Here is a 26,122-nt window from a genome sequence, read left to right as displayed (position 1 = left end):
AATTAAAAATGTCCTTTGTTACTACCGAAATTCAGGACGCTGTTGCTGTCCTGACCATCGACCGCCCGAAGGCGCTGAACGCGCTGAACCCGGAGGTTCTGGCTGACCTGAAGGCCGCCTTTGAGGCCATCGATCAGAACACCGTCCGCTGTGTCGTGCTGACCGGCGCTGGCGACAAGAGCTTCGTTGCCGGTGCTGACATCGGCTCCATGTCCACTATGACCAAGGCCGAGGGCGAGGCTTTCGGCAAACTGGGCAACGATGTGTTCCTGATGATCGAGCATTTCCCGCTGCCTGTCATCGCAGCTGTCAACGGCTTCGCGCTGGGCGGCGGCAATGAGCTGGCCATGAGCTGCGATATCCGCCTCTGCTCCGACAACGCCGTGTTCGGCCAGCCGGAAGTGGGCCTGGGCATCACCCCGGGCTTCGGCGGCACCCAGCGCCTGGCACGTCTCGTCGGCATGGGCATGGCAAAGCAGCTGGTCTACTCTGCCCTGAACATCAAGGCGGACGAAGCCCTGCGCATCGGCCTGGTGAACGCTGTGTACACCCAGGAAGAGCTGATGCCCGCCGCACTGAAGCTGGCTGGCAAGATTGCCAAGAACGCTCCCATCGCCGTGCGCAACTGCAAGAAGGCCATCAACGATGGTATCAGCCTGCCCATCGAGAAGGCTGTTGAAGTCGAGGAGAAGCTGTTCGGCGACTGCTTCGAGACCCACGACCAGGTCGAGGGCATGGGCTGCTTCCTGAGCCGCGAGAAGCCGAAACCGAAGCCGGTTTTCACGAACAACTAATTTTAGATAAATCTTAAAATCGTGCGCAGCGCGCACACCGGTTTTTTTATCTTTTATCTATCATCTTTTATCTTAAATTGGAGGTAACTACTATGAAGGTAGGCGTTATTGGCGCTGGCACTATGGGCCAGGGTATTGCAAAGGCTTTCGCACAGGTCGAGGGCTACACCGTTGCTCTGTGTGACATCAAGCAGGAGTGGGCCGAGGGCGGCAAGAACAAGATCGCCGCTGGCTATGCCAAGCTGGTTGCCAAGGGCAAGCTGGATCAGGCTGAAGTCGACCGCCGCATGGCTGCTATCACCGCCGGCCTGAAAGAGGACCTGTGCGCTGACTGCGACCTGATCGTGGAGGCTGCTTTCGAGGATATGAAGGTCAAGCAGACCACCTTTGGCGAGCTGGATAAGATCTGCAAGCCCGAGTGCGTTTTCGCTTCCAACACCTCTTCTCTGTCCATCACCGAGATCGGCAAGGGCCTGTCTCGTCCTCTGGTCGGTATGCACTTCTTCAACCCTGCTGACCGCATGAAGCTCATCGAGGTCATCGCCGGTGTCAACACCCCCGTTGAGACCGTTGAGGCCATCAAGAAGATCAGCACCGAGATTGGCAAGAGCCCGGTTCAGGTCAACGAGGCTGCCGGCTTCGTCGTCAACCGCATCCTGATCCCGATGATCAACGAGGCCGCCTTCATCAAGATGGAGGGCGTCTCCGACATCGCCGGTATCGACACCGCCATGAAGCTGGGTGCCAACCACCCGATGGGCCCCCTGGAGCTGGGTGACTTTGTTGGTCTGGATATCTGCCTGGCCATCATGGACGTTCTGTACAAGGAGACCGGCGACAGCAAGTACCGTGCCTGCCCGCTGATCCGCAAGATGGTCCGCGGCGGCAACCTGGGCTGCAAGACCGGCAAGGGCTTCTACGTCTACAACGCTGACCGCACCAAGACCCCGGTCGACGCTCTGTAATTTCGTAAACTTACGCGCCTGGCGCGGCAATGTACCGTGCCGGGCCGCGTTTGTTGATATAGGGAGGATTAAGTAATGGATTTTACTCTGTCTAAACAGCAGCAAATGGTCCAGAAGATGTACAAGGAGTTTGCTGAGAACGAAGTCAAGCCCCTGGCCAAGAAGGTCGACGCGGAGGAGTACTTCCCCAAAGAGACCGTTGAGAAGATGGCTAAGCTGGGCATGATGGGCATTTATTTCCCGAAGTCCGTTGGCGGTGCAGGCGGCGACGTGCTGTCCTACGTCATGGCGGTTGAGGAAATGTCCAAGGTTTGCGGCACGACCGGTGTTATCCTGTCTGCCCACACCTCTCTGTGCGCGGCGCCTATCTACGAGAACGGCACCCCTGCCCAGAAGGAAAAGTACCTGCCCAAGCTGTGCAGCGGCGAGTGGATCGGCGCTTTCGGCCTGACCGAGCCCGGTGCCGGTACCGACGCCCAGGGCCAGCAGACCTTCGCCGTTGACGAGGGCGACCACTGGAAGCTGAACGGCTCCAAGATCTTCATCACCAACGCCGGTTTTGCCGATGTGTTCATCATCATCGCCGTCACCGGTTTTGTCACCGACAAGCGCGGCCGCAAGCAGAAGGAAATCAGCGCCTTCATCGTTGAGCGCACCGATCCCGGCTTTAAGGTCGGCAAGCCCGAGGACAAGATGGGCATTCGCGGTTCTTCCACCTGCGAGCTGATCATGGAAGACTGCATCATCCCGAAGGATCGCCTGCTGGGCGTGAAGGGCAAGGGCTTCCAGCTGGCCATGGCTACGCTGGACGGCGGCCGTATCGGCATCGCTTCCCAGGCTCTGGGCATTGCCGAGGGCGCCATCGACGAGACTGTCGCCTATGTCAAGGAGCGCAAGCAGTTTGGCCGCTCCATCGCACAGTTCCAGAACACCCAGTTCGAGCTGGCCGAGATGAAGGCCCGCGTTGACGCCGCCAAGTATCTGGTCTACGCAGCTGCCCAGAAAAAGCAGGCTGCCATGGACGGCCAGAAGGTTCGTTACAGCGTCGAGGCTGCTGAGGCCAAGCTCATTGCCGCCCGCACCGCCAGCGATGTGACCCGCCGCTGCCTGCAGCTGTTCGGCGGCTACGGCTACACCCGCGATTACCCCATCGAGCGCATGATGCGTGATGCCAAGATCACCGAGATCTACGAGGGCACCAGCGAAGTGCAGATGATGGTCATCAGCGGCGCGCTGCTGAAGTAAGGAGGACAGACGTAATGAAAGCAATCGTTTGTGTCAAACAGGTTCCCGATACGCAGGGCAAGGTCGCTGTCAAGGCTGACGGCACGATGGATCGTTCCGCAATGGCGACCATCACCAACCCTGATGACCTCAACGCCGTTGAGGCTGCCCTGCAGCTGAAAGACGAGACCGGCTGCGAAGTCGTCGTCGTCACCATGGGCCCGCCGCCGGCAGAGGGTATGCTGCGTGAGCTGATGGCCCGCGGCGCTGACCGCGGCGTGCTGGTTTCCGGCCGCGAGTTCGGCGGTTCCGACACCTTCGCCACCTCTCAGATTCTGGCTGCTGCCGTCAACAAGATCGGCGTCGGCCCTGAGGATATCGTTTTCTGCGGCCGTCAGGCCATCGACGGCGACACCGCCCAGGTCGGCCCCCAGATCGCTGAGAAGCTGCACCTGCCCCAGGTCACCTATGTCACCGACATCCAGAAGGATGGCAACTCCCTGACTGTCAAGCGTCAGCTGGAGGATGGCTACATGGAGCTGAAGGTTCAGACTCCCTGCCTGCTGACCTGCATCAAGGAGCTGAATACCCCGCGCTACATGAGCGTTTCCGGCATCTTCGAGTGCTACGACAAGCCGCTCGAGGTCTTTGACTACAACGCTTTGAAGGATGACCCGCTCATCGAGACCGATACCATCGGCCTGAAGGGCTCCCCGACGAACGTTTACAAGTCCTTTGCTCCTCCGGTCAAGGGCGCCGGCATCAAGGTCGAGGACGCTGCCCAGCTGGTCGGCATCCTGAACGACAAGCACCTGATTTGAGGAAGGAGAAACGAACAATGGCTGAATTCAATGCAATGGACACCGCCGCCTTCAAGGGCGTGTGGGTTTTCTGCGAGCAGCGCGAAGGCGAGATCCAGTCCATCAGCTATCAGCTGCTGAGCGAGGGCCGCAAGCTGGCCAACGACCTTGGCGTTGAGCTGGCTGGTGTTGTCATGGGCAGCGGCCTGGCTGAGGCTGACCTCAAGACTCTGGGCGGCTACGGCGCTGACCGTGTTTACAATATCGACAGCCCCCTGCTGAAGGACTACACCACCGATGGCTATGCCAAGGCGCTGTGCGACCTCATCATGGACAAGAAGCCCGAGATCATGCTGATCGGCGCGACCAACCTGGGCCGTGACCTCGGCCCCCGCTGCGCAGCCCGTCTGCACACCGGCCTGACCGCTGACTGCACCCATCTGGACGTCGATGTCGAGAAGTACAAGAACTTCCTGCGCACCACCTCCAACATTGATGTGGACAACACCAAGTTCGAGGAAAACACCAACCTGAAGATGACCCGCCCCGCATTCGGCGGCCACCTGATGGCTACCATCATCTGCCCGCGCTTCCGCCCGCAGATGTCCACCGTCCGCCCCGGCGTCATGCAGATGCAGGCGTTCGACCAGGCCGGTGCTGACAAGGTCGTCATCGAGAATGTTGCGCCCGCTCTGACTGCCGACGACATCCATGTTCAGGTGCTCGACATCAAGAAGAGCGCCGAGAAGCTCGTCGACCTGATCGGTGCTGACGTTGTCGTCTCCGTCGGCCGCGGTATCTCCGCTGACCCCGAGAAGGGCATCAAGCTGGCTGAGGAGCTGGCTGAGGCTCTGGGCGGTGTTGTCGGTGCTTCCCGTGCCGTCACCGATGAGGGCTGGCTGTCTGCTGACCACCAGGTCGGCCAGACCGGTAAGACCGTGCATCCCCGCATCTACGTTGCCCTGGGCATCTCCGGTGCCATCCAGCACGTTGCCGGTATGCAGGACTCCGAGAACATCATCGCCATCAACAAGAACGAGAACGCCCCCATCTTCGACGTTGCCACCTACGGCATCGTCGGCGATCTGTACAAGGTCGTTCCCGAACTCATCAAGGAGATCAAGGCCGCCAAGGCTTGATCCCGCCTGTAAACAACAAGAGCCGTGCCCCGCAAAGGGCACGGCTCTTTGTTTTTTTGTATCGCTCAGTCTGCCACAGCCGGGGCGGACAGCAGTTCCGGGGGCAGCTCGCTCTCGTCCTCATTGACGAGGGAATCATCGACATCGAATGTTGCATTAAAGGCCTTTGCAGCAGCATCCGCTAACAGATCGACATCGACCAGCTCACTGTCTGCCATGACATACAGCAGCTTATCATCAAAGCTGACCACGCGGGCCTTATCTGCCTCCACGCAGACCCACTTGCGCATGCTGATATTTTCCTCCATCGAATCGGCGACCTCGCGGGCATCGGCCTTGTCCCTGAGGCGCAGCAGCACAAGGCTGTACGCCTGGCTGCCAGTCATCGGCTCGCTGATGACAGCCGCGTCCACTTTGCCCACATTGTCGGCGGTCAGCCCGGCCAGGTAGCCGTACCAGGTCTCGTCGGTCAGGTCGATGGCCGTTGTCTCCATGCCCATCAGCTCCACCGGCTGAATCTTATAGAGCGCGTCCACCATATCGCTCAGCTCGGCGTCCGGTGCCGGCTGGGCATTTTCATCGGTTTCGGGCTCGGGGTCAACACCAAATTCCGGGTCGATCTCCATGCCCGGTTCGGGCGTCACGGCGGGCTTGCTCATAAAATCATCGTCGTTGGTTTTGCCGCCGCAGGCGCTCAAAAGCAGCGCGGCCAGCAGGGCTGTTGCAAAAAGCAGCTTCTTCATACTTGTATTCCTTTCTCGGTCAAAATTTCTTCGGGCGCAAAATGGGCGTCCCAATCGTCGCAGGGCAGGGTATCCGTCAGCACCGCTTCGGGGCAGAGCAATAGCTTTGCCCCTTTATAGTGTGCCAAAAAGCGGTCATAATACCCTCCGCCGCGCCCCAGGCGCACACCGTCGCGGCCAGCAGCCAGGCAGGGGATCAGCGCCAGCGGCCGCGCAAAGACTGCCGGATCGGCAACGGGCAAGTCGGCGGGCGGCTCTAAAATCCCAAAAGCGCCGGGACGCAGCAGAGCCAAATCCGGGATCTCCACCCAGTCCATGGCCGTTTTGCTCAACACGCGGGGCAGCAGCAGGTGTTTGCCGTCCGCCAGCGCCTGGCGCAAAATCGCCGCTGTATCCGGCTCATCCGGCATGGCTGCAAAGGCCAGCACCGTGCCTGCCACCGCCCAGCAGGGCAGGGGAAAGAGCACTGCCGCCATGCCGCGCCCCACAGCCTGCATATCCAGGGCTGCACGCAGGGTCCTGGCCTGTGCGCGGGCTTCGCGTTTTGTCATCTGCCGCACCATCCTTTCATTTCGTATTATCATAGCACATCTGCCCTCACCCTACAAGACGGAAAAGGCGGACGTGTTGTTACAGCAGCGACAAAATTTTACTGCCATCTTGCCCAATGCGCTATAATGGAGTATAATATAACCTGTATCGCTATGTATATACTGTCCTATAAAATATAGAAAAAGGAGATTCCAACCATGGGCAAGTTTAATTTTATCAAGACTGAGATTCCTGAAGTGCAGATCATTGAGCCGACCGTCTTTGGCGACGACCGCGGCTATTTCATGGAGACCTACCAAATCGACGAGTTCGCCGCTGCCGGTATCGACAAGCCCTTCGTGCAGGACAACCAGAGCCGCTCCACCAAGGGCGTGCTGCGCGGTCTGCACTTCCAGACCAAGCACACCCAGGGCAAGCTGGTCCGTGTGACGCTGGGCGAAGTGTTTGATGTAGCCGTTGACTGCCGCCCCAACAGCGCGACCTTCGGCAAGTGGGTCGGCGTGACCCTCTCGGCCGAGAACAAGAAGATGCTCTGGATCCCCGAGGGCTTTGCCCACGGCTTTGTCGTGCTGTCTGACGTGGCCGAGTTCTGCTACAAATGCACCGACGTCTACGACCCGACTGCCGAGGGCGGCATCCCGTACGACGACCCGACCGTCAACGTGCAGTGGCCTGACTGCGGCTGTGCGCACAAGACCAGCGCCAAGGACAAGGAGCACACCCCCTTCGCCGAGCAGAAGTTCGAGTATTTTGAAAAATATTGAGGATAAGCTGTGCAAAATCTGAAAAACACCTTTGCAGGGTTCTGGAAGTACCGCTACCTGCTGCAAAATCTTATCACCCGCGACTTCAAGCTGAAATACCGCCGCAGCGTGCTGGGCGTAGCCTGGAGCGTGCTGAACCCGCTGCTGACCTGCCTGGTCATGTGGGCCGTGTTCGGTGCGCTGTTCAACCAGCGCGGCCAGGGCATTGAGGATTTCCCGCTGTTCCTCATCATCGGCCAGCTGATGTTCAACTTCTTCCGCGAGAGTACGACCATGGCCATGGAGAGCGTGCTGAAAAACGGCCCGCTGCTGCGAAAGGTGTACATCCCTAAGTACATTTTCCCACTGGAAAAGTGCTGCTTTGCGCTGGTCAACTTCTTCTTCAGCCTGGTGGCGCTCTTCATCGTGGCGCTGCTGACCTGGTCGCACATTTCGGTCAAGACCGTACTGCTGGCCGTCTATCCCATCGTTATGCTGTTTATTTTCAGCCTGGGCATCGGGCTGATTTTGTCAACGCTCTACGTTTTTGTGCGCGATATCATGCACATTTGGGAAGTGTTCTGCACCCTGCTCGTCTACGGCAGCGCCATCTTCTACGACCCGCGCCAGATGGAAAGCTGGATGCAGTACATCATCAACCTGAACCCCATCTACTGGTACATCACCTCGGTGCGTTCCTGCGTCATGTGGGGCGAGGGGCTGACCCCGAACATGGTGCTCATTCCGTTCCTCTGCGCCGCACTCAGCCTGGGGCTGGGCGTCTGCGTCTTTAAAAAGAACCAGGACAAATTCGTCCTGTACATGTAAGGGGGCATCGAAATGGCAGAGCAGAAACCCATTATCTCCATCGACCATGTTTCGATGCGCTTCAACCTTGCCAAAGAAAAGCACGAGAGCCTGAAAGAGTATTTCGTGGCGCTGCTGCACGGCGGCGTGCGCTTTGACGAGTTCTTCGCTTTGGACGATGTATCGTTTGATATCATGCCCGGCGATTTCTACGGCCTGATTGGCTTAAACGGCAGCGGCAAGTCCACGCTGCTGAAAGTCATTTCCGGCGTGTATAAGCCCAGCGCGGGCCGCGTCACGGTCAACGGCACGATTGCGCCGCTGATCGAGTTGGGCGCGGGCTTTGACATGGACCTGACCGCGCGGGAGAACATCTATTTAAACGGCACGGTGCTGGGCTACACGCCCAAGTACATCGACTCAAAATTTGACGATATCGTCGAGTTCAGCGAATTGCAGGATTTTCTCGACGTACCGCTGAAAAACTACTCCTCCGGCATGGTGGCGCGTTTGGCCTTCGCCGTGGCGACGATGACGAAGCCCGATATCCTGATTGCCGACGAGATTCTGTCGGTGGGCGATTTCCTGTTTCAGGAAAAGTGCGAAAAGCGCATGGCGGAGCTGCTTTCCGGCGGTACCACGGTCATTTTGGTCAGCCACTCCATTGACCAGATCGAGCGTATGTGCAACAAGGTCGCCTGGCTCGACCACGGCCATCTGCGCCGCTTAGGCCCGACGAAGGAGATCACCGCCGAGTACCGCAGGTTCGAGAAAAAGGACGCCATGCCGGCGAAAGTTACCGAGGAATAAACGATGCCCGAAAATGCAAAACCGAACAACGAGCGCCCCGCCGACCTGGCCGTACAGGACAGCGTGGGCGGCATGGCGCGGCGGCTTTTGAACCCTGCCCACCTGCGGGATCTGGCCGGGCGCAGTGTGCGCACCTTGCGGGAGCAGGGGGCCGAGCAGCTGTGGCGCGACGTGAAATTTCGCGTCGGGCTGGCCATGCACCACGACGACTGGCGGCATCGGGCAGATATCCCGCTGCGCCGGGAGCTGAAAGCCCAACGCGCTGCACATTTGCAGGGGCCGAAGGTCAGCATCATCGTCCCGCTGTACAACACGCCGCCGAAATTTTTTGACGAAATGCTGCAAAGTGTCGTCAAACAGACCTACACGAACTGGGAATTGGTGCTGGTGGACGCCAGCGACGCCGACAAGCGGCTGGAAAGCCGCCTGCCCAAGGCCGTGCCCGGCATCATCGTCTATGAACCGATTGAGAACGGCGGCATTGCGGCCAACACGACCCGTGGGTTCGAGCTGGCCACCGGCGATTTTATTGCCCTGCTGGACCACGACGACGTACTGTATTTAAACGCACTGTTCGAGGTTGTGCAGACCATCCAAAACACCGGTGCAGATTTTGTGTACAGTGATGAAATTGTCCTCTCCGCCGATTTGAAGGAGCTGGGCGGCTACCACTTCAAGCCCGACTTTGCGCCGGACTACCTGCGCGGGGTCAACTTCATTACCCATCTGGCCGTGTTCAGCCGCCCACTGCTGGATGCCGCCGGGGCCTATGAATCGAAAGAGTTTGACGGCGCACAGGATCATGATTTGATTCTGCGCCTGACCGAAAAAGCACAGCGCATCGAGCATATCAAGAAAGTGCTCTACATCTGGCGCGGCCACGCAGGTTCCACCGCCGCAGGCATGGAGGCCAAGCCCTACGCCATCGCGGCGGGGGAGCGGGCCATCGACGCGCAGCTCGAACGTCTCAGCCTGCCGGGGCACGCCATGGCGGTGCCTGATGCACCCGGCGCGTTCCAGGTCAAGTACGAGCTGACCGGCCACCCGAAAATCAGCGTGCTGATTCCCAACAAGGACCACACCGACGACCTGGACCGCTGCCTGACAAGTCTGTACAAAAACGCCGGGTATGACAATTTTGAGGCCATCGTCATCGAGAACAACTCCACTGACCCGGCGACATTCGCCTACTATAAAACGCTGCATGACCGGTTCCCGACCTGCAGGGTCGTGACGTTTGAGGGGAAGGGCCCGTTCAATTTCTCGGCTATCAACAACTTTGGCGCGACGTTTGCCGAGGGTGAGCACCTGCTGCTCCTGAACAATGATATCGAGATTTTGTCGCCCGACTTTTTGCGCGAACTGCTGAGTTACAGCCAGCGGCCCGATGTGGGCGCGGTGGGCGCAAAGCTCTACTACCCTGACGACACGATCCAGCACGCGGGCGTGCTCATGGGCATCAACGGCAGCGCGGGCCACAGCCACAAGAGTTACCCCCGCACGGCCGTCGGCGATATGTACCGCCTGGTCACGACGCAGGATTACATGGCCGTGACCGGTGCCTGCCTGATGACAAAAACCGCACTCTACCGTGCATTTGGCGGTCTGGACGAGGAAAAGTTCGCCGTTGCCTACAACGACGTGGACTACTGCCTGAAGTTGTGGCAGAAAGGCCTTTTGAACGTCTACACGCCCCGCGCCGAAGCCTACCACTACGAGAGCAAGAGCCGCGGCCTTGACACCCTGAGCGAGAACACCAAGCGCTACGAGCGTGAGAAGGCGAATTTCTACGCAAAATATCAACAGTATATCGACAATTATGACCCCTATTACAACCCACATTTCAACAATCTGTTTGAGAATTTCGGGTTGAAGTGATGAAGCCAAAACGGAAAATCAACCGCCTTACGGAGTACGATTACGCACAGAACGGCGCGTATTTCATCACGATTTGCACGCACGAACGACAGAGGATTTTGTGGGGAAATGATACGTTCACGAGAGCCGAGAATGTAGGGGCGAGCATTGCTCGCCCGCAGCACCCACCCGCGTTGTCCAAAGCAGGAAAAGTTGTAGAGCAGTGTATTTGGGAAATTCCAAAGCAGTATCCGCATATCTCGTTAGAAAAGTACGCCATAATGCCAAACCATGTTCATTTGTTGTTGTTAATCCAGACGGGCCGGGCGGGCGACCAATGGTCGCCCCTACAATCTCTACCGTTATACAGCAATTTAAAGGTGTCGTTTCCAAGCGGCTTTCCCGCCCCATCTGGCAAAAATCTTTCCATGACCATGTTGTACGCACCGAACATGGCTGCGCACAAATTTGGCAGTATATCGACACGAACCCCAAACTCTGGCACAAAGATTGCTTTTATGAGGAGCCACCCCATGAGCCTTGAGACAAAACGCATCAAAGAGCTGTTCGGCTATGCGCAGACCCTGACGAAAGAACAGGGCGTCGGCGTTATGGCCGGGCGGGCCGTCGGCTTTTTTAAACGGCGGTTCTTCGGCAAACGTGCGCGGTATCTGCCCGCAAAACAGACATTAGACGCTCAACGTGCCGACCCGGCCGCTAAGACCTGGCCCACCATCAGCATCCTGACGCCGCTGTACAACACGCCGCCGCAGTTTTTGCAGCAGTTTTTGAACAGCGTGCAGGTCCAGACCGCGCCGAACTGGCAGCTGGTGCTGGTGGATGCCAGCGATGACGCCCACCCCGACGTTGCCAAAACCGTGCAGGCCCGCGCCGCACAGGACAAGCGCATTGTCTACGCCAAAATTGAGAATAAGGGCATCGCCGCCAACACGAACGAGGCCGCCAAGCTCGCCACCGGGGACTACCTGGCCCTGGCCGACCACGACGATATGCTGGCCCCCCACGCCGTCTACTGCATGGGCAAGGCCCTGGCCGAGAGCGGTGCAGCCTTCGCGTACAGCGACGAGGCCCTGTTTGAAAAAACGCCCAAGCATCCCCGCGTCGGTCACTTCAAGCCCGACTACGCGCCCGAGTACCTGATGGCGGTCAACTACATCTGCCACCTGGCTGTCTTCAAAAAATCGCTGTTCAATGCCGTCGGCGGCGAACGACCCACGTGCGACGGTGCGCAGGATCACGACTTATTCCTGCGCCTCATCGATGAAATGCAGCGCACTGACCCCGCAGCCAAGCCGCTGCACATCCCGCAGGTGCTCTACTACTGGCGTGTACACGCGGCATCCACCAGCGGCGGCACAGCGGCCAAGCCTTATGTCGAGCAGGCCGCCCAGCGCGCTGTGGCGGACCACCTGGCCGCCACCGGGCGGCAGGGCAGGGTGGAGGCCGGGCGCTTCCCCGGCACCTGCCACGTCGTCTGGGACATCCCCGAGCCGGAACCGCTCGTATCGATTTTAATTCCCAACAAAGACCACACCGACGATCTGGAAAAATGCCTGCACAGCATCTACGCCAAGACGACCTATGAAAATTTTGAGGTCATCGTCATTGAGAACAACTCCACCGACCCCGCCACAACGGCCTACTATAAAAAAATGCCCGACCGCTACGACCGCGCCCGGGTCGTGACCTACAAGGGCGGGTTCAATTTCAGCCGCATCAATAATTTTGGCCGCAAGTACGCTGCGGGCAAGTATCTGTTGCTGCTGAACAACGACGTCGAGGTCATCAACGGCGACTGGCTCACCCAGATGGTGGGCGAGTGCAGCCAGCCCGGTGTCGGCATCTGCGGCGCGATGCTCTACTACCCTGACGACACGATCCAGCACGCGGGCATCATCACCGGGCTGGGCGGCTACGCGGGCCACAGCCACAAGTACCACAAGCGCGGCGGCAGCGGGTATATGTTCCGCCTGGCCACCGTGCAGGATTTTTCGGCCGTGACGGCCGCCTGCCTGCTGGTGCGCACCGCCGTTTATGACGAAGTGCATGGCCTCGACGAGGATTTCACCGTCGCCTACAACGACGTGGACTTCTGCCTGCGGGTGCGGGATGCCGGCTACCGCATCGTCTGGACGCCCTATGCCGAGCTTTACCATTATGAGAGCAAGAGCCGCGGCTCGGACGAGAACGACCCGGCCAAAAAAGCTCGTTTTGACGCCGAGCACGACCGCCTGTATGCCGTACACGGCAGGGACAACATCCTGCACGACCCCTATTACAGCCCATCACTGTCTCTGGACTATGAAGATTTCCGCGAGAGCGGAGATTTGCGGAATTTGAAATGAGTTGATTGCCTTCCCCCGTGGGGGAAGGTGCCCGAGGCCCCGACCGAGGGCGGATGAGGGGCGGGTTTGCCCTATTGCCCGTCAGTGGGAAATTCCCGGTAAGTTTGCCCCTCATCAGTCAGCGGGCGGGGCCGCTGACAGCTTCCCCCCTCTGGGGAAGCCATACTGACAAAAAACGCACGCCGTAAATTTCACGGCGTGCGTTTTTATTATTCTTTTTTATCCGGCGGGAACTCGCCCTGCTTTTCGGCCTCTAAGCGGCTCAGGCGGGCTTCCAGTTCGGAGATACGCTGGTTGACGATATCCGGCAGATCCTGCTGATCCAGGTCGTCCGCCGGAACGCACTTGACGCTGCCGACCCGCACGACCTCGGCGGGGACGCCGACGGCGGTGGCGTTGGCGGGCAGGTTTTTCAACACCACACTGCCCGCGCCGACGCGGACGTTATCGCCGATATAAACCGGGCCCAGCACCTTGGCCCCCGCGCCGATCAGGACGTTGTTGCCCAGCGTCGGGTGGCGCTTGCCAGTATCCTTGCCGGTGCCGCCCAGGGTCACACCGTGGTAGATCGTGCAGTTGTCGCCGATTTCCGCCGTTTCGCCAAAGACGATGCCCATGCCGTGGTCGATAAAGAGCTTGCGGCCGATTTTGGCGCCGGGGTGAATTTCAATGCCGGTCAGGTGGCGTGCCAGCTGGCTGACGAACCGCGCCAGAAAGAAACACTTATGGTTGTACAAAAAATGCGCAATCTTGTGCGTGACCAACACATGAAAGCCGGGATACAGGATAATAACCTCCGCCACATTGCGCGCGGCGGGGTCTTTATCGCGGATATTTTTTGCATCTTCCCAAAGGCCCATAGTTCATTCCTCTTAACTTCACCATAATAATTTATAGTATAGCATATTTTTGTGCCGGGTGCAATGCTTGCAAAAAATCGCGCTGCACGGTATACTGAACCCAAACCACACAAAAACGAGGGGGGGTGCTGTAAGGTTGGCCGCATCGGCACACGCTGTAAATACACTTTTATCAATTTGTACAAAAGTCGGCGCAAAAATTCAGGAAATCCCTACTTTCGCAATCCGGGCGTTTGCATTGACACTGCCGCGTGTGCATGGTACAATAAGTAAAACCCATGTAAAAATGACGGGAAGGAGCTTGCCAGAATGATGATGCAGTTTGTTTCTTGCTTCAAAATTCACGGTGCAGTGTTTTTTCCTGCTGTTGATTTGAGTGTGACTTTTTGACTTTTCCCTTTTGGGAAAAGTTTTTTTTTGCCCAAATCCCCTAGGGGCCTTTGGGCCAAAGGAAATGGTAAGGAGGTTTCCACCATGCTGATCCGCAACGCAAAGAACAGCGCCGGCAAACCTGTTGAGGTCTGGCTGCGCGACGGCAAGATCGCCGCTGTCGGCCTGGGGCTGCTTGTCCCGGAAGGGGAGACGGTGCTCGACGCCAAGGGCCGTACCGTGCTGCCTGCCTTCATCGACACCCACTGCCACTGGCGCACCCCCGGCTTTGAGTATAAAGAGGATATCTCCACCGGCTCTGCCGCCGCAGCAGCGGGCGGGTATACCTTCGTGAACCTGATGCCCAACACCAAGCCTGTCTGCTCTTCCGCCGAAATTGCCCACGCCGTCGAGGCTGAGGCCGCCCGCGTGGGGCTGTGCGACGCAAACCAGACCGTCTCCATCACGAAAGATTTTGACGGCAAAACGCTGGATCATCTGCTGACCCTGCCCGAGGATGTCAAATTCATCACCGAGGATGGCAACGGCGTCATGAACAATGCCGTCATGGCCCGCGCCTTTGCGATCGCCACCGAGCGCGGCCTAACCATCATGTCCCACGCCGAGGACCGCGAGATCAGCCCATGGGACTACCGCCTGGCTGAGAACATCGAGACGGTGCGCAACTGCCACCTGGCCGAATATTACGGCACGCGGCTGCATATGTGCCACGTCTCCACGAAGGAATCCGTGGACGCCGTGCGGATGAGCCGGATGAAGGGTGCGCGGGTCAGCTGCGAGGTCACGCCCCATCACCTGTGGTTTGACGACAGCCGCCTGACCTACCGCGTCAATCCGCCCATCCGCAAGGCGGACGACGTGAACGCACTGATTGACGCCATCAAGGACGGCACCGTAACCTGCATCGGCACCGACCATGCTCCCCACACCGCCGAAGAAAAGGAGAAGGGAGCCGCCGGTATGGTGGGCCTGGAAACCGCGTTCGGCGTCTGCTACACCAAGCTCTGCCGCGAGCAGCGCATCCCGCTGGAAATGCTCAGCTTTTTGATGAGCGCAGGCCCCGCCGCCGTGCTGGGCCTGGCCGACCACAAGGGCCTGCTGGAACCGGGCTACGACGCCGATGTCGTGCTGGTGGATATCGACCATATGTATGAAGTCCACGCCGACGAGCTGCACAGCAAGAGCAAGAACTGCCCTTATGACGGTGCGCTGCTCTACGGCAAGGTCGTAACAACGATCAAAGGCGGAAAGGTTACGTTCCAGATTGAAGAGTAACGCCACTTCACGCACAAAACACCCGTAGGGGCGCATTCCCTATGCGCCCGTGCAAGGCTGCCGCTGGCACAGCCCCGCGGGCGGATATAGAATCCGCCCCTACGATTTCCAACATTATATACATTATATTGCAGAGCCACAAAGCCACAATTTGTATACATCAAACGGAGGAATCAGCATGCTTACCAACATGGACAAACTGTACGAGAGCGTTGCCGCGAACGGCCCTGTCTGCGTGGGGCTGGATACCGAAATCAGCTACCTGCCCACCACCGACACCGCCAGGACGGCAGGGGAGAATGTCGTCGCGTTTAACCGCGCCCTGATTGACGCCACCAAGGGCGTGGCGGGCTGCTACAAAGTGCAGATCGCCTACTACGAGTCCCTGGGCCTGGACGGTATGCGCGCCTACGCCGAAACGCTGAAAATGGCCCGCGCCACCGGCCTGCCGGTCATTGCCGATATCAAGCGCGGTGACATTGCCAAGACTGCTGAAATGTACGCCAAGGCGCACTTTACCGGCGATTTTGAGGCCGATATCATCACACTGGCCCCCTACATGGGCCTGGATTCCATCAGCCCTTATCTGCCGTACTGCGCCGAGCAGGGCAAGGGCGTGTTCGTCCTCTGCCGTACCTCCAACCCCGGCGCGAAGGATTTTGAGTACAAAAAGCTGGACGATGGCCGCCACGTCTATGACCTCGTCGGCGACAGCCTGACCGCCCTGGGCAAGGACTACATGGGTGAGCACGGCTATTCCAGCATCGGCCTGGTCATTGGTGGTACCCACACCGAGGAAGCTACTGCCATCCGCGCGGCCTACAAGGACACCTTCTTCCTGATCCCCGGCTACGGTGCGCAGGGCGGCAAAGCGGCTGACATTGCCCAGTACCTGACCAAGGGCAACGGCGGCGTCGTCAATTCCAGCCGCGGCATCCTGCTGGCCTACAAGAAACAGCCCGGCGTCGCCTTTGACGAGGCCGCCTACAACGAGTGCGTGCGCATGCGGGAGGATATCCAGGGTGAATGCAACAAGCTGTAATTTAACGGTCCTGCGTCAGGAAGTTGTCGCTTCCGATATCATGCGCCTGGTCGTGCAGTGGCAGGATCCCAGCCGCGAACCCCATGCGGGCCAGTTTTATATGCTGCGTGCCTGGGCGGCGGACGCCACGCCGATTTTGTCCCGTCCCATCAGCGTGGACGATTTTGATAACCAGACCGGCGCACTGACCTTTTTGTATCAGGTCAAGGGCGAGGGCACCCGCAAGCTGGCTGCGCTGCAGGCTGGCAATACCCTGACCGTGACAGGCCCCTGCGGTAACGGCTTTGACACCGCCGCGCTGGCCGCCAGCCACAAGCGCATTGCCGTCGTGGGCGGCGGTATCGGCACCGCGCCGCTGCTGCTGCTCTGCAAGGAGCTGTGCCGCGCGGGCGTGCGGCCCGACCTCTACGTCGGCTTCCGCGACGCCAGCTATGGCATGGAGAGCTTTGTGCCCTGGTGCCACACTATCCACCTGGCCACCGACTCCGGCAGCGAGGGCCACCACGGCCTGGTAACGGACCTGCTGGACGTGCGCAACTATGACATTGTGCTGACCTGCGGCCCCATGGTCATGATGCGCGGCGTGGCCAAGCTCTGCGCCGACGCGGGCGTGCCCTGCCTGGCCAGCCTTGAAAAGAAGATGGCCTGCGGTCTGGGTGCCTGCCTGGGCTGCACCTGCCACACGAAAATCGGCCCGGTCACGGTCTGCAAGGACGGCCCGGTCTTTAACGCACAGGAGGTGTTTGACTGATGGCAGATCTTCACGTTGATTTCCTCGGCAAGCGCCTGGCCGGGCCGGTCGTCGCGGCCAGCGGCACCTTCGGCTTCGGCCCCGAGTACGCGGGCATCGAGGATCTGCGGGTGCTGGGCGGTATCTCCGGCAAGGGGCTGACCCTGCACGGCCAGCCCGGCAACGAGGGCGAGCGCCTGTACGAGACGCCCTCCGGCCTGATGAACTCCATCGGCCTGCAAAACCCCGGCGTACAACACTTTATCGACCACGAGCTGCCCGCCATGCGCCAGTGCGGCACTACCGTCTGGGCCAACCTGGGCGGCCACACCATCGACGAGAACGTCGAGGGCGTCATGATGCTCTGCGCCGCTGGCGTGGATTTCATTGAACTGAACATCAGCTGCCCGAATGTCAAGCAGGGTGGTCTGGCGTTCGGCATCCGCGCGGCGGATGCAAGCGAGGTCGTTTCTGCGGTGCGCAAAGTCTGCAATGTGCCGCTCATCGTCAAATTGAGCCCCCAGGCCGAGAGCATCCCCGAGATGTGCAAGGCCGTCGAGGCTGCGGGCGCGGACGCCATCAGCCTGTGCAACACCTTCCAGGCCTGCGCCATCGATCTGGAAAAGCGCCGTCCGGTGTTCAACAACACCTTCGCGGGCCTGTCCGGCCCGGCGGTGCGGCCGATTGCCCTGCGCATGGTCTGGCAGGCCGTGGGGGCCGTCAGCATCCCGGTCGTGGGGCTGGGCGGCATCCTGACCGGCAGGGACGCGCTGGAGTTCATCATGGCCGGTGCGGCCGCCGTGCAGGTGGGCACCGCGAATTTCCTGGACCCGAAAGCCTGCACCCGCATCACGAGCGAGATCAACCAGTGGATGGACGCTCACGGCGTCAAGACGCTGGAGGAGATCAGAGGGTGCGCACGGTAAAAGCCTTCCCCCTGGGGGGAAGGTGGCCGAAGGCCGGATGAGGGGCATGCTTGCACCGCCGCCCCTTCACGGGCAGCAACGGCAAGGCCGCCCCTCATCAGTCGGCGGTCAGGGCCGCCGACAGCTTCCCCCTAAGTGGGAAGCTGTCACCAAGATAAGCATTCATATATCTTGCATTTTTATACAGAATATGCTACTATAAGTTGAATAACATACAGGAGGAACAAACTATGGCACGCGAAGCTCTGGACGTTTTGAAAGAATGTGAAGCATTTTTGGAGGGGCACTTCCTGCTGTCCTCCGGCCGCCACTCCGGCGCATACTGCCAGATGGCCTTTTTGCAGCAGTACCCGGACAAGGCCGCTGAGGTCATGGCCCCGGTCGCCGAGAAGCTCAAGGAACTGAACATTGACGTTGTAGTCGGCCCCGCCATGGGCGGCATTGTCTACGCCTACGAGCTGGGCCGTCAGATGGGCAAGCGCGCCATCTTCACCGAGCGCGTTGACAATGTCATGACCCTCAAGCGTTTCCGCATCCATCCGGGCGAGCGCTGCGTCATCGCCGAGGACGTTGTGACCACCGGTGTTTCCAGCCTGGAAACCAAGCGTGTCATCGAGGAAAACGGCGGCATCTGCGTGGGCATCGCATGCGTGGTGGATCGCACCCGCGCCGAGGCACCGTCCCCGATCCCCATTGTGGCAAGTGCGCTCAAGCTCGACCTGCCCAACTATGCCCCCGAGGAATGCCCCATCTGCAAGGAGGGCAAGCTGCCGCTGGTGCACCTGGGCAGCCGTAAGATGAAGGAAGCTGCGAAGCAGACTTTGTAAGCAGAGAAATGAGAAGTAAAGAAGAGATAAGAGGGCTTCCTGAATTTACTCTTTTCTCTCTTACCTCTTCTCTTGCACACGTTTACTTTATAGATAACAAAAACGAGAGGCTTACACTATGCAGGCATATCTGATATTGGCCAATGGCCGGGTGTTCCGCGGGGTCAGCGTGGGCTGCCCCGGCACCACCATCGGCGAGGTCGTTTTCGCCACCGGTATGGTCGGCTTTGAGGAAACGCTGACTGACCCCAGCTACTACGGCCAGATCATCACCCAGACCTATCCGCTCATCGGCAACTACGGCATGAACAGCGAGGATACTGAGAGCGGCAAGATCTGGGCCAAGGGCTACATTGTGCGCGAGGCGTGCAAGACCCCTTCCAACTTCCGCAGCGAGGAAACGCTGGATTCCTTCTTGAAGAAAAACGGCATCATCGGCATTGAGGGCATCGACACCCGCAGCCTGACCCGCACCCTGCGGGAGAGCGGCGTCATGAACGGTGCCATCACCACCGAGTTTGACCCTGACGCCGAGCCGGAGAAGAAGGCCGCGCTGCTGCCCGAGATTGCCGCTTATGCCGTCGTCAACGCCGTCAAGACCGTCACCTGCCGCGAGGCCAAGACCTACGAGCCGACCCAGGCAGGGGAGTGGGGCGACACGCCTCTGCACGTTGCACTGTTGGATCTGGGCTGCAAGAACAACATCGTGCGCTGTCTGCAAAAGCGCGGCTGCCGCGTGACCGTGCTGCCCGGCATGACCACCGCCGCCGAACTGGCTAAACTTAACCCCGACGGCCTGATGCTCTCCAACGGCCCCGGCGACCCGGCAGAGAATGTGGAAATCATTGCAAACATCCGCGAAATGCTGAACACCGGCATCCCGACCTTCGGTATCTGCCTGGGCCACCAGCTCACCGCGCTGGCCGCGGGCGCTAAGACCTGCAAGCTGAAATACGGTCACCGCGGTGCCAACCAGCCGGTCAGCCACATCAGCAAGAGCCGTACCTTCATCACGAGCCAGAACCACGGCTACGCGGTGGAGGACGAGACACTGTCCAAGGACGTAGGCCAGATGAGCTACTTCAACGCCAACGACGGCACCTGCGAGGGTGTTGACTACTTTAAATGGAACTGCTTCACCGTGCAGTTCCATCCCGAGGCCAACGGCGGCCCCAAAGATACCGAGTTCCTGTTTGACGAGTTTGTCAGCCGTATGCTGGCTGCGAAAGGAGTGATCGACAATGCCTAAAGACCCGCGTATCAAAAAGGTGCTGGTCATCGGTTCCGGCCCCATCATCATCGGTCAGGCGGCGGAGTTCGACTACTCCGGTACCCAGGCCTGCCGTGCGCTGAAATCCGAGGGCGTAGAGACGGTGTTGGTCAACTCCAACCCCGCCACCATCATGACCGACCCTGACATCGCCGACCATGTATATATTGAGCCGCTGACCGCCGAGGTCGTCGAGCGCATCATTGAAAAAGAAAAGCCCGACGCCATCTTGCCTAACCTGGGCGGCCAGATGGGCCTGAACCTCTCCATGGAGTTGGCCCGCAGCGGTTTCCTGGACCGCAGCGGTGTCCGTCTGCTGGCCTGCAAGCCCGACACCATCGACCGCGCCGAGGATCGCCAGCTGTTCAAGGACACGATGGAAAAGCTGCACCAGCCCATCATCCCCTCCAAAGTCGTGGAGGATCTGGACGACGCACTGGACTTTGCCGAGGTCATCGGCTACCCGGTCATCGTGCGCCCTGCTTTTACCATGGGCGGCACCGGCGGCGGCATCTGCGAGGACCGCGAGAAGCTGCATGAAATCGCCACCAACGGTCTGCGCCTGTCTCCGATCCACCAAATCCTCGTAGAGAAGTGCATTTCCGGCTGGAAGGAAATCGAGTACGAGGTCATGCGCGACTCCAAGGGCAACGTTATCACCGTCTGCAACATGGAGAACCTGGATCCCGTCGGCATCCACACCGGCGACTCCATCGTCGTGGCCCCCAGCCAGACCCTCTCCGATAAAGAGTACCAGATGCTGCGCACCGCCGCGCTGGATATCATCACCGAACTGGGCATCGAGGGCGGCTGCAACTGCCAGTTTGCCCTGAAGCCGGACAGCTTTGAGTATGCTGTCATCGAGGTCAACCCCCGCGTGTCCCGCTCCTCCGCGCTGGCATCCAAGGCCACCGGCTATCCCATCGCCAAGGTCGCCACGAAGATTGCCCTGGGCTATACGCTGGACGAGATCACCAACGACGTTACCGGCGAGACCTGCGCCTGCTTTGAGCCGGCCCTCGACTACGTTGTCGTCAAATACCCGAAGTGGCCGTTTGACAAGTTCGTCTATGCGGACAAGTCTCTCGGCACCCAGATGATGGCCACCGGCGAGGTCATGGCCATCGGCAACAATTTCGAGCACGCCATGATGAAGGCTGTCTCCTCCACCGAGCTGGGCCTTGACACGATGACGCTGCCCGACTTTGAGAAGCTGACCACCGAGAAAGTCATTGAACACCTGCACGTGCAGGATTCCGAGCGCGCCTTCTGCGTCTACGAAGCCCTCAAGCGCGGCGTGCCACATGATGTAATTTATGACATTACCAAGATTGACTGGTGGTTCCTGGACAAATTGCAGCACCTGGCCGACATTGAAATGGGCCTGAAAACCGGCGAACTGACGACGGAAAAATATCTGAACGCGAAGAGGTTCGGTTTCCTGGATAAGACCATCAAACGCCTGGCGGGCGTGGACACCCTGCCCGAAGCGCCGAAGGCCGCCTTCAAGATGGTCGACACCTGCGCCGCGGAATTTGCCGCCAAGACGCCGTATTTCTACTCCACCTACGACGAGGATAACGAGGCCAAGCAGTTCATTGCCGAGCGCAGCGACCCCAACAAGAAGAAGGTGCTCGTTTTCGGCTCCGGCCCCATCCGCATCGGTCAGGGCATCGAGTTCGACTACTGCTCGGTCCACGCGGTCTGGACGCTGAAGCAGCACGGCTGCGAGGCGATCCTGGTCAACAACAATCCCGAGACGGTCTCCACTGACTTTGACACCGGCGACCGCCTCTACTTTGACCCGCTGAACCCCGAGAGCGTTGACCATATCATTGAGACCGAAAAGCCCGACGGCTGCCTCGTGCAGTTCGGCGGCCAGACGGCCATCAAGCTGGCGAAGCACATGGATGAGATTGGCCTGCCGATTCTCGGCACCCCCGCTGACGCCATTGATGAGGCCGAGGATCGCGAACGCTTTGACGAGCTGCTCGAGCGCTGCGGCATCCCCCGCCCGGAGGGCCGCACGGTCTTTACGCTGGACGAGGCTTTGCAGGCGGCACAGGAGGTCGGCTACCCGGTCCTGATGCGCCCCTCCTACGTGCTGGGCGGTCAGAACATGATCGTGGCCTACAATTCCAGCGACGTTATCGAGTACATGGGCGTCATCACGAAGCACGTTGACATGAGCCACCCGGTCCTGATGGACAAGTACATCCTGGGTACCGAGTGCGAGGTCGACGCCATCTGCGACGGCACAGATTACCTCGTCCCCGGCATCATGCAGCAGGTCGAGCGTACCGGCGTTCACTCCGGCGACTCCATCTGTGTCTACCCGCCCACGACCTTCAGCCAGAAGGTCATTGACACGCTGGTCGACTACACCGGCCGCTTTGCCCGCGAGCTGAAGGTCGTGGGCCTGGTCAACGTGCAGTACGCTGTGCAGAATGACCGCGTCTATGTCATCGAGGTCAACCCGCGTTCCTCCCGCACCGTGCCCTATATCTCCAAAGTCACCGGTGTGCCGATGGTCGATCTGGCCGTGCGCTGCACGCTGGGCGAAAAGCTCAAGGATATGGGCTACGGCACCGGTCTGTGGCGCAACGGCCAGAGCCCCTACTACGCCGTCAAGGTGCCTGTGTACAGTTTCCTGAAGCTGCACGGCGTTGACACGATGCTGGGCCCCGAGATGAAGTCCACCGGTGAGGTGCTGGGCATTGCCCCCACCTTCCACGAGGCCATGATGAAGGGCCTGGTGGCGGCTGGCTACCAGTTCAAGGTGCCCGGCCCCGGCTCCTGCGTCATTATCTCGGTCAAGGACAGCGACAAAGCTGAAGCTGCCAAGCTGGCCTGGAAGCTGCACGACTACGGCTATAAGATTTACGGCACACCCGGCACAGCCAAGTACTTGAACGGCGAGATGATACCCTGCAGCGTCGTCCGCCAGATGAGCGGCGCACGCCCCAACGTGCTGGATCTGCTGGAAAGCGGCCTGGTGGATTACATCATCTCCACCAGCCCCCATGGCCGCGACCCGCACCGCGACTCGGTCAAGTTCCGCCGCAAGGCCACCGAGCTGTCCATCCCGACCATCACGGCCATGGACACCGCCAGCGTGCTGGTGGACGCCCTGCGCGGCGACCACGATATCAGCCAGATGGAGCTGGTGGATATCGCGAATTTGCACCGCGAAGCGGCAAATGGGAAATAACAAATAGCATGAACGCCTGTACCTGTAAAAAGGGTGCAGGCGTTTTGTTGTGGATTGCTATTATAGGGCTACCGCCCCAGTATGCAGGCGTAGATGATGCACACCCGCCGTACCCTGCAGATCGGCGTCATTATGCCCACCCTCAGCAGTGAGAGCTGCGCCCGCATGGTGGAGGGCATCAGCCGCGTGCTGGACGAACAGGGCTACCAACGTCGCCACCGTGGCCTACGGCTGGCAGCACTGCATGACGATTTCCCGGGTGCTGACCCGGGACAATGCCGGGCACATCCTGCAAAACCCGGTGTCCGAGCTGGCCGCCCGCCGCGGGGCCGCTGTGACCGCCACAGACGGTGCAGAGCAGGCCGTGGATGCCTGCTTCGACCTGGTTGCCGCCCCTGGCGGGGACTTCTCTCTGGGCTTTGACGGCGGGCTGACGCTGGCTTACAGTGACGCCGACCGCACCTGCTGCCTGACCTTTACCGACGCCGCCATGTCCGGCGGCCGCACGAGCCGCTGTGTGGTGCTGGATGCGCCCTGCCGTCGTCTACGGGTGGCGGGGGATGCGTCCTCGCTGGAAATTTTCCTCAACGATGGCGCGGCCGTTCTGTCCACCCGGTACTACCCCGCCGGGGGTCAGGTCACACTGCGGCCCGCCAACTTTACCGCCGCAGTCTACCCGCTGAATCTGTAAGGAGGTCCGCTATGCCTCGTGATACTTTGTACGCGAGGTCAAAGCGCTGATCGACATGATACCGTCCAAAAGCGGCTGCGCCTTTGCCGAGGTACCCGCCTTTGCGCCCCGGTAGGCGGTGCGCCCGCCAGCTACCCCGACGCCGCGCAGATGGGCTTGTACCGCGCTGCGCCGCTCGGATATTCCAGCGCAGAACGTGCATTTTTTGCCATATGTCACTTTTTGCCGGATTCCGTTCGCAAATTTTATGATTTTTGCCGAAAAACCGCTTTTTTGCGAAAAAACTCTTGATTCTGCGCACAATTTTCTCTATAATAAACAACGTAATAATAAAGGCTATGTGTGCCTATAAGGATAGGAGTTAAAAATATCATGACGAGATCTCAGTTGATTACCAAGGTTGCCAATGACACCAACATGACCGCTGCTGAAGTGGAGAAGGTTATGGACGGCATTTTCGGCACCATCGGCGATGTGCTCAAGAGCGGCGACAAGGTCACCATCGCAGGCTTTGGCCGTTTCGAGATGCGTGAGCGCCAGACCAAGAACTTCACCAACCCCAAGACCAAGGTCACCAGCAAGCTGGAGCCGACCGCTATCCCCGGCTTCAAGGCCAGCGGCCGACTGAAGGAGAAGGTCTCCGGCTGATCTCGTACAGATTGATAGCTTTTAAGGATCCGCAGGGATGCGGGTCCTTTTTTGTTTGTAACAAACAAAAAAGCCTCCCTCGTTAAAGGGAGGTGGACGCCGAAGGCGGCCGGAGGGATTCCGACGGGCGTTGCCTTACACGCGCTCACGCCCGCAGCCGGGCAGGAATCCCTTCGCCTCGCATAGCTCGGCACCTCCCTTTGACAAGGGAGGCATTTTGCTCTATCACAGATGAATATGCCGCGGCACGACGTTGATGTAGATGGGCGTCAGCTCGGCCTGGATCAGTGGGCGGGCGTAGCGCTCAAACTTCTCGTTGACGTGCATACCGTCCGCGGTGATCCATTCGTCAGGGACCGTTTTTTCAAAGTTTGCGACCTGCGTCACATCGACCATCTCGGTCTCCACGCGGTAGGGCTGGTCGCTCAGGCGCTTGATGGCTGCCATCTTGGCGGTCTCGCCGCGCACAGCGGCCTCCACCGCCGCGCCGCCCACCTGGTAGGCTTCGGTCACGTCGGTGCGGCTGGCCAGGTGGCTGGCGCAGCGCTGCAACGTCGAAAATTCGATGGCGCGGGTCTTGCAGCCCAGGCGCACGCGGATCAGGTCCGCCAGGTAGCGGCTCGTGCCGCTCAAAATTGCCTTGTGGCCGAAGGCGTCCAGCTGCCCGGCCGTGGAGACCAGGTCACACAGGAAAACGCCGTCCTTATTCTTCACGCCCTCGCTGACTGCGATAATGACATTGTGGCGCTCCTTTTCCAGCTCTGCGACGCGGGCCAGGAACGCTTCCTCGTCAAAGGGGCGCTCGGGCAGCAGAATCAGGTCGGGGCCGTTGCAGTCCGGGCCTGCGGCCAGGCTGGCGGCAGCGGCCAGCCAGCCGGTGTGGCGGCCCATGATCTCCGCCACCGTCACGCTGCGCAGGTCGTAGACACTGGAATCGCAGATGACTTCCTTCAAAATCGTGGCAATGTACTTTGCTGCACTGCCGTAGCCGGGGGTGTGGTCGGTCAGCATCAGGTCGTTGTCGATGGTCTTGGGTACGCCAATGAAGCGGATCTCGCTGTTTACGGTCTTGCCGTAGGCACTCAATTTGGAGATTGTGTCCATCGAGTCATTACCGCCAATGTAGAACACCGCGCCGATGTCGTACTGCTTGAACAGCTCAAACAGCTGCAAAAACGGCTTCTCGTCCACCGTGGGGTCGGGCAGCTTGTGGCGGCAGCTTCCCAAGAAGCTGGACGGCGTACGCTTGAGCAGCTCAATGTCCATCTTATCGCCCAGGACCGTGTCCAAGTCAACGAGCTTGCCCTCCAGCACGCCCTCAATGCCGTACTGCATACCGTAGACATGGGGTGCACCGCAGGCCTTCGCGGTCTCGTAGACACCCGCCAGGCTGGAGTTGATGACAGCAGTCGGGCCACCCGACTGCCCTACCAGAACGTTCTTCATAGGTTT

23 protein-coding genes are annotated in these 26,122 nt (G+C 59.6%); 19 read left to right on the top strand and 4 right to left on the bottom strand.

Annotated features, from left to right (window positions below; all coding sequences use genetic code 11):
- The first annotated feature begins 8 nt into the window (after positions 1 to 8).
- The 5 genes from ACZO0A_RS00475 (at position 9) to acrA (ending at position 4,922) form a co-directional block, all read left to right on the top strand.
- Positions 9 to 794: an enoyl-CoA hydratase-related protein gene (locus tag ACZO0A_RS00475; RefSeq protein WP_291208372.1), complete on the top strand. Its 786-nt coding sequence runs from the start codon at positions 9 to 11 to the stop codon at positions 792 to 794.
- A 92-nt stretch (positions 795 to 886) separates the two neighbouring features.
- Positions 887 to 1,759, top strand: coding sequence for a 3-hydroxyacyl-CoA dehydrogenase family protein (locus ACZO0A_RS00470; protein WP_215693922.1), 873 nt, complete (start codon positions 887 to 889; stop codon positions 1,757 to 1,759).
- A 75-nt stretch (positions 1,760 to 1,834) separates the two neighbouring features.
- Complete coding sequence (locus tag ACZO0A_RS00465; RefSeq protein ID WP_215693924.1) at positions 1,835 to 3,004, top strand: acyl-CoA dehydrogenase family protein; 1,170 nt, start codon at positions 1,835 to 1,837, stop codon at positions 3,002 to 3,004.
- Between the two features lie 14 nt (positions 3,005 to 3,018).
- The gene (locus ACZO0A_RS00460) at positions 3,019 to 3,804 is read left to right on the top strand and encodes an electron transfer flavoprotein subunit beta/FixA family protein (RefSeq protein WP_215693926.1); all 786 of its coding nucleotides are present in this window, start codon (positions 3,019 to 3,021) and stop codon (positions 3,802 to 3,804) included.
- Between the two features lie 17 nt (positions 3,805 to 3,821).
- Positions 3,822 to 4,922: an acryloyl-CoA reductase electron transfer subunit beta gene (gene acrA, locus ACZO0A_RS00455; RefSeq protein ID WP_291231341.1), complete on the top strand. Its 1,101-nt coding sequence runs from the start codon at positions 3,822 to 3,824 to the stop codon at positions 4,920 to 4,922.
- A gap of 65 nt (positions 4,923 to 4,987) precedes the next feature.
- On the opposite strand, the gene ACZO0A_RS00450 is transcribed toward acrA, so the two are convergent.
- Together ACZO0A_RS00450 and ACZO0A_RS00445 are read right to left on the bottom strand one after the other, a co-directional pair.
- Positions 4,988 to 5,665: a hypothetical protein gene (locus ACZO0A_RS00450; RefSeq protein ID WP_302375107.1), complete on the bottom strand. Its 678-nt coding sequence runs from the start codon at positions 5,663 to 5,665 to the stop codon at positions 4,988 to 4,990.
- The gene (locus ACZO0A_RS00445; protein ID WP_291231339.1) at positions 5,662 to 6,216 is read right to left on the bottom strand and encodes a 5-formyltetrahydrofolate cyclo-ligase; all 555 of its coding nucleotides are present in this window, start codon (positions 6,214 to 6,216) and stop codon (positions 5,662 to 5,664) included. The genes ACZO0A_RS00450 and ACZO0A_RS00445 overlap by 4 nt, the downstream gene beginning before the upstream one ends.
- Before the next feature lie 198 nt (positions 6,217 to 6,414).
- Here ACZO0A_RS00445 and rfbC point away from each other — a divergent pair, with 198 nt between their 5' ends.
- The 5 genes from rfbC to ACZO0A_RS00420 all read left to right on the top strand — a co-directional run bounded on the left by rfbC (position 6,415) and on the right by ACZO0A_RS00420 (position 12,800).
- Positions 6,415 to 6,981 (top strand): dTDP-4-dehydrorhamnose 3,5-epimerase, encoded by a 567-nt coding sequence (rfbC, locus tag ACZO0A_RS00440; protein WP_302375105.1) that lies wholly within the window; start codon positions 6,415 to 6,417, stop codon positions 6,979 to 6,981.
- A 9-nt stretch (positions 6,982 to 6,990) separates the two neighbouring features.
- Complete coding sequence (locus tag ACZO0A_RS00435) at positions 6,991 to 7,788, top strand: ABC transporter permease (RefSeq protein ID WP_215693936.1); 798 nt, start codon at positions 6,991 to 6,993, stop codon at positions 7,786 to 7,788.
- A gap of 12 nt (positions 7,789 to 7,800) precedes the next feature.
- Positions 7,801 to 8,577 (top strand): ABC transporter ATP-binding protein, encoded by a 777-nt coding sequence (locus ACZO0A_RS00430; protein WP_291208350.1) that lies wholly within the window; start codon positions 7,801 to 7,803, stop codon positions 8,575 to 8,577.
- 3 nt (positions 8,578 to 8,580) lie between these two features.
- The gene (locus ACZO0A_RS00425; RefSeq protein WP_302375103.1) at positions 8,581 to 10,455 is read left to right on the top strand and encodes a glycosyltransferase family 2 protein; all 1,875 of its coding nucleotides are present in this window, start codon (positions 8,581 to 8,583) and stop codon (positions 10,453 to 10,455) included.
- Between the two features lie 512 nt (positions 10,456 to 10,967).
- The gene (locus ACZO0A_RS00420; protein ID WP_302375102.1) at positions 10,968 to 12,800 is read left to right on the top strand and encodes a glycosyltransferase family 2 protein; all 1,833 of its coding nucleotides are present in this window, start codon (positions 10,968 to 10,970) and stop codon (positions 12,798 to 12,800) included.
- A 209-nt stretch (positions 12,801 to 13,009) separates the two neighbouring features.
- Here ACZO0A_RS00420 and epsC read toward each other — a convergent pair whose 3' ends face one another.
- Positions 13,010 to 13,660, bottom strand: coding sequence for a serine O-acetyltransferase EpsC (epsC, locus tag ACZO0A_RS00415; RefSeq protein ID WP_215693944.1), 651 nt, complete (start codon positions 13,658 to 13,660; stop codon positions 13,010 to 13,012).
- A gap of 474 nt (positions 13,661 to 14,134) precedes the next feature.
- Between epsC and ACZO0A_RS00410 the strand changes: the two genes are divergently transcribed.
- The 9 genes from ACZO0A_RS00410 to ACZO0A_RS00370 all read left to right on the top strand — a co-directional run bounded on the left by ACZO0A_RS00410 (position 14,135) and on the right by ACZO0A_RS00370 (position 24,670).
- Positions 14,135 to 15,325, top strand: coding sequence for a dihydroorotase (locus ACZO0A_RS00410; protein WP_215693946.1), 1,191 nt, complete (start codon positions 14,135 to 14,137; stop codon positions 15,323 to 15,325).
- Between the two features lie 178 nt (positions 15,326 to 15,503).
- Positions 15,504 to 16,367: an orotidine-5'-phosphate decarboxylase gene (gene pyrF / locus ACZO0A_RS00405; RefSeq protein ID WP_215693948.1), complete on the top strand. Its 864-nt coding sequence runs from the start codon at positions 15,504 to 15,506 to the stop codon at positions 16,365 to 16,367.
- Positions 16,348 to 17,118, top strand: a complete 771-nt coding sequence (locus tag ACZO0A_RS00400) for a dihydroorotate dehydrogenase electron transfer subunit (protein ID WP_291208332.1) — start codon at positions 16,348 to 16,350, stop codon at positions 17,116 to 17,118. Before pyrF ends, ACZO0A_RS00400 begins: the two co-directional genes overlap by 20 nt.
- Positions 17,118 to 18,023, top strand: a complete 906-nt coding sequence (locus ACZO0A_RS00395; protein WP_215693953.1) for a dihydroorotate dehydrogenase — start codon at positions 17,118 to 17,120, stop codon at positions 18,021 to 18,023. Before ACZO0A_RS00400 ends, ACZO0A_RS00395 begins: the two co-directional genes overlap by 1 nt.
- A gap of 230 nt (positions 18,024 to 18,253) precedes the next feature.
- Positions 18,254 to 18,850, top strand: a complete 597-nt coding sequence (pyrE, locus tag ACZO0A_RS00390) for an orotate phosphoribosyltransferase (protein WP_215693955.1) — start codon at positions 18,254 to 18,256, stop codon at positions 18,848 to 18,850.
- Positions 18,851 to 18,968: 118 nt separating this feature from the next.
- The gene (gene carA, locus ACZO0A_RS00385; RefSeq protein ID WP_302375098.1) at positions 18,969 to 20,099 is read left to right on the top strand and encodes a glutamine-hydrolyzing carbamoyl-phosphate synthase small subunit; all 1,131 of its coding nucleotides are present in this window, start codon (positions 18,969 to 18,971) and stop codon (positions 20,097 to 20,099) included.
- Positions 20,092 to 23,331: a carbamoyl-phosphate synthase large subunit gene (gene carB, locus ACZO0A_RS00380; protein WP_302375097.1), complete on the top strand. Its 3,240-nt coding sequence runs from the start codon at positions 20,092 to 20,094 to the stop codon at positions 23,329 to 23,331. The genes carA and carB overlap by 8 nt, the downstream gene beginning before the upstream one ends.
- A 244-nt stretch (positions 23,332 to 23,575) precedes the next feature.
- A complete protein-coding gene (locus ACZO0A_RS00375; protein ID WP_302492423.1) occupies positions 23,576 to 24,022 on the top strand; it encodes a GH32 C-terminal domain-containing protein in 447 nt (148 codons plus the stop codon).
- Positions 24,023 to 24,364: 342 nt separating this feature from the next.
- The gene (locus tag ACZO0A_RS00370) at positions 24,365 to 24,670 is read left to right on the top strand and encodes an HU family DNA-binding protein (protein ID WP_227595201.1); all 306 of its coding nucleotides are present in this window, start codon (positions 24,365 to 24,367) and stop codon (positions 24,668 to 24,670) included.
- Positions 24,671 to 24,895: 225 nt separating this feature from the next.
- On the opposite strand, the gene ACZO0A_RS00365 is transcribed toward ACZO0A_RS00370, so the two are convergent.
- On the bottom strand, positions 24,896 to 26,116 hold the full coding sequence (locus tag ACZO0A_RS00365) for a 6-phosphofructokinase (RefSeq protein ID WP_486845895.1): 1,221 nt from the start codon (positions 26,114 to 26,116) through the stop codon (positions 24,896 to 24,898).
- Positions 26,117 to 26,122: the final 6 nt, after the last annotated feature.

The sequence above is a fragment of the Gemmiger sp. genome (assembly GCF_057431175.1).
The sequence above is the reverse complement of the archived record's forward strand: the minus strand, read 5'-3'. Positions and strand labels throughout refer to the sequence as shown.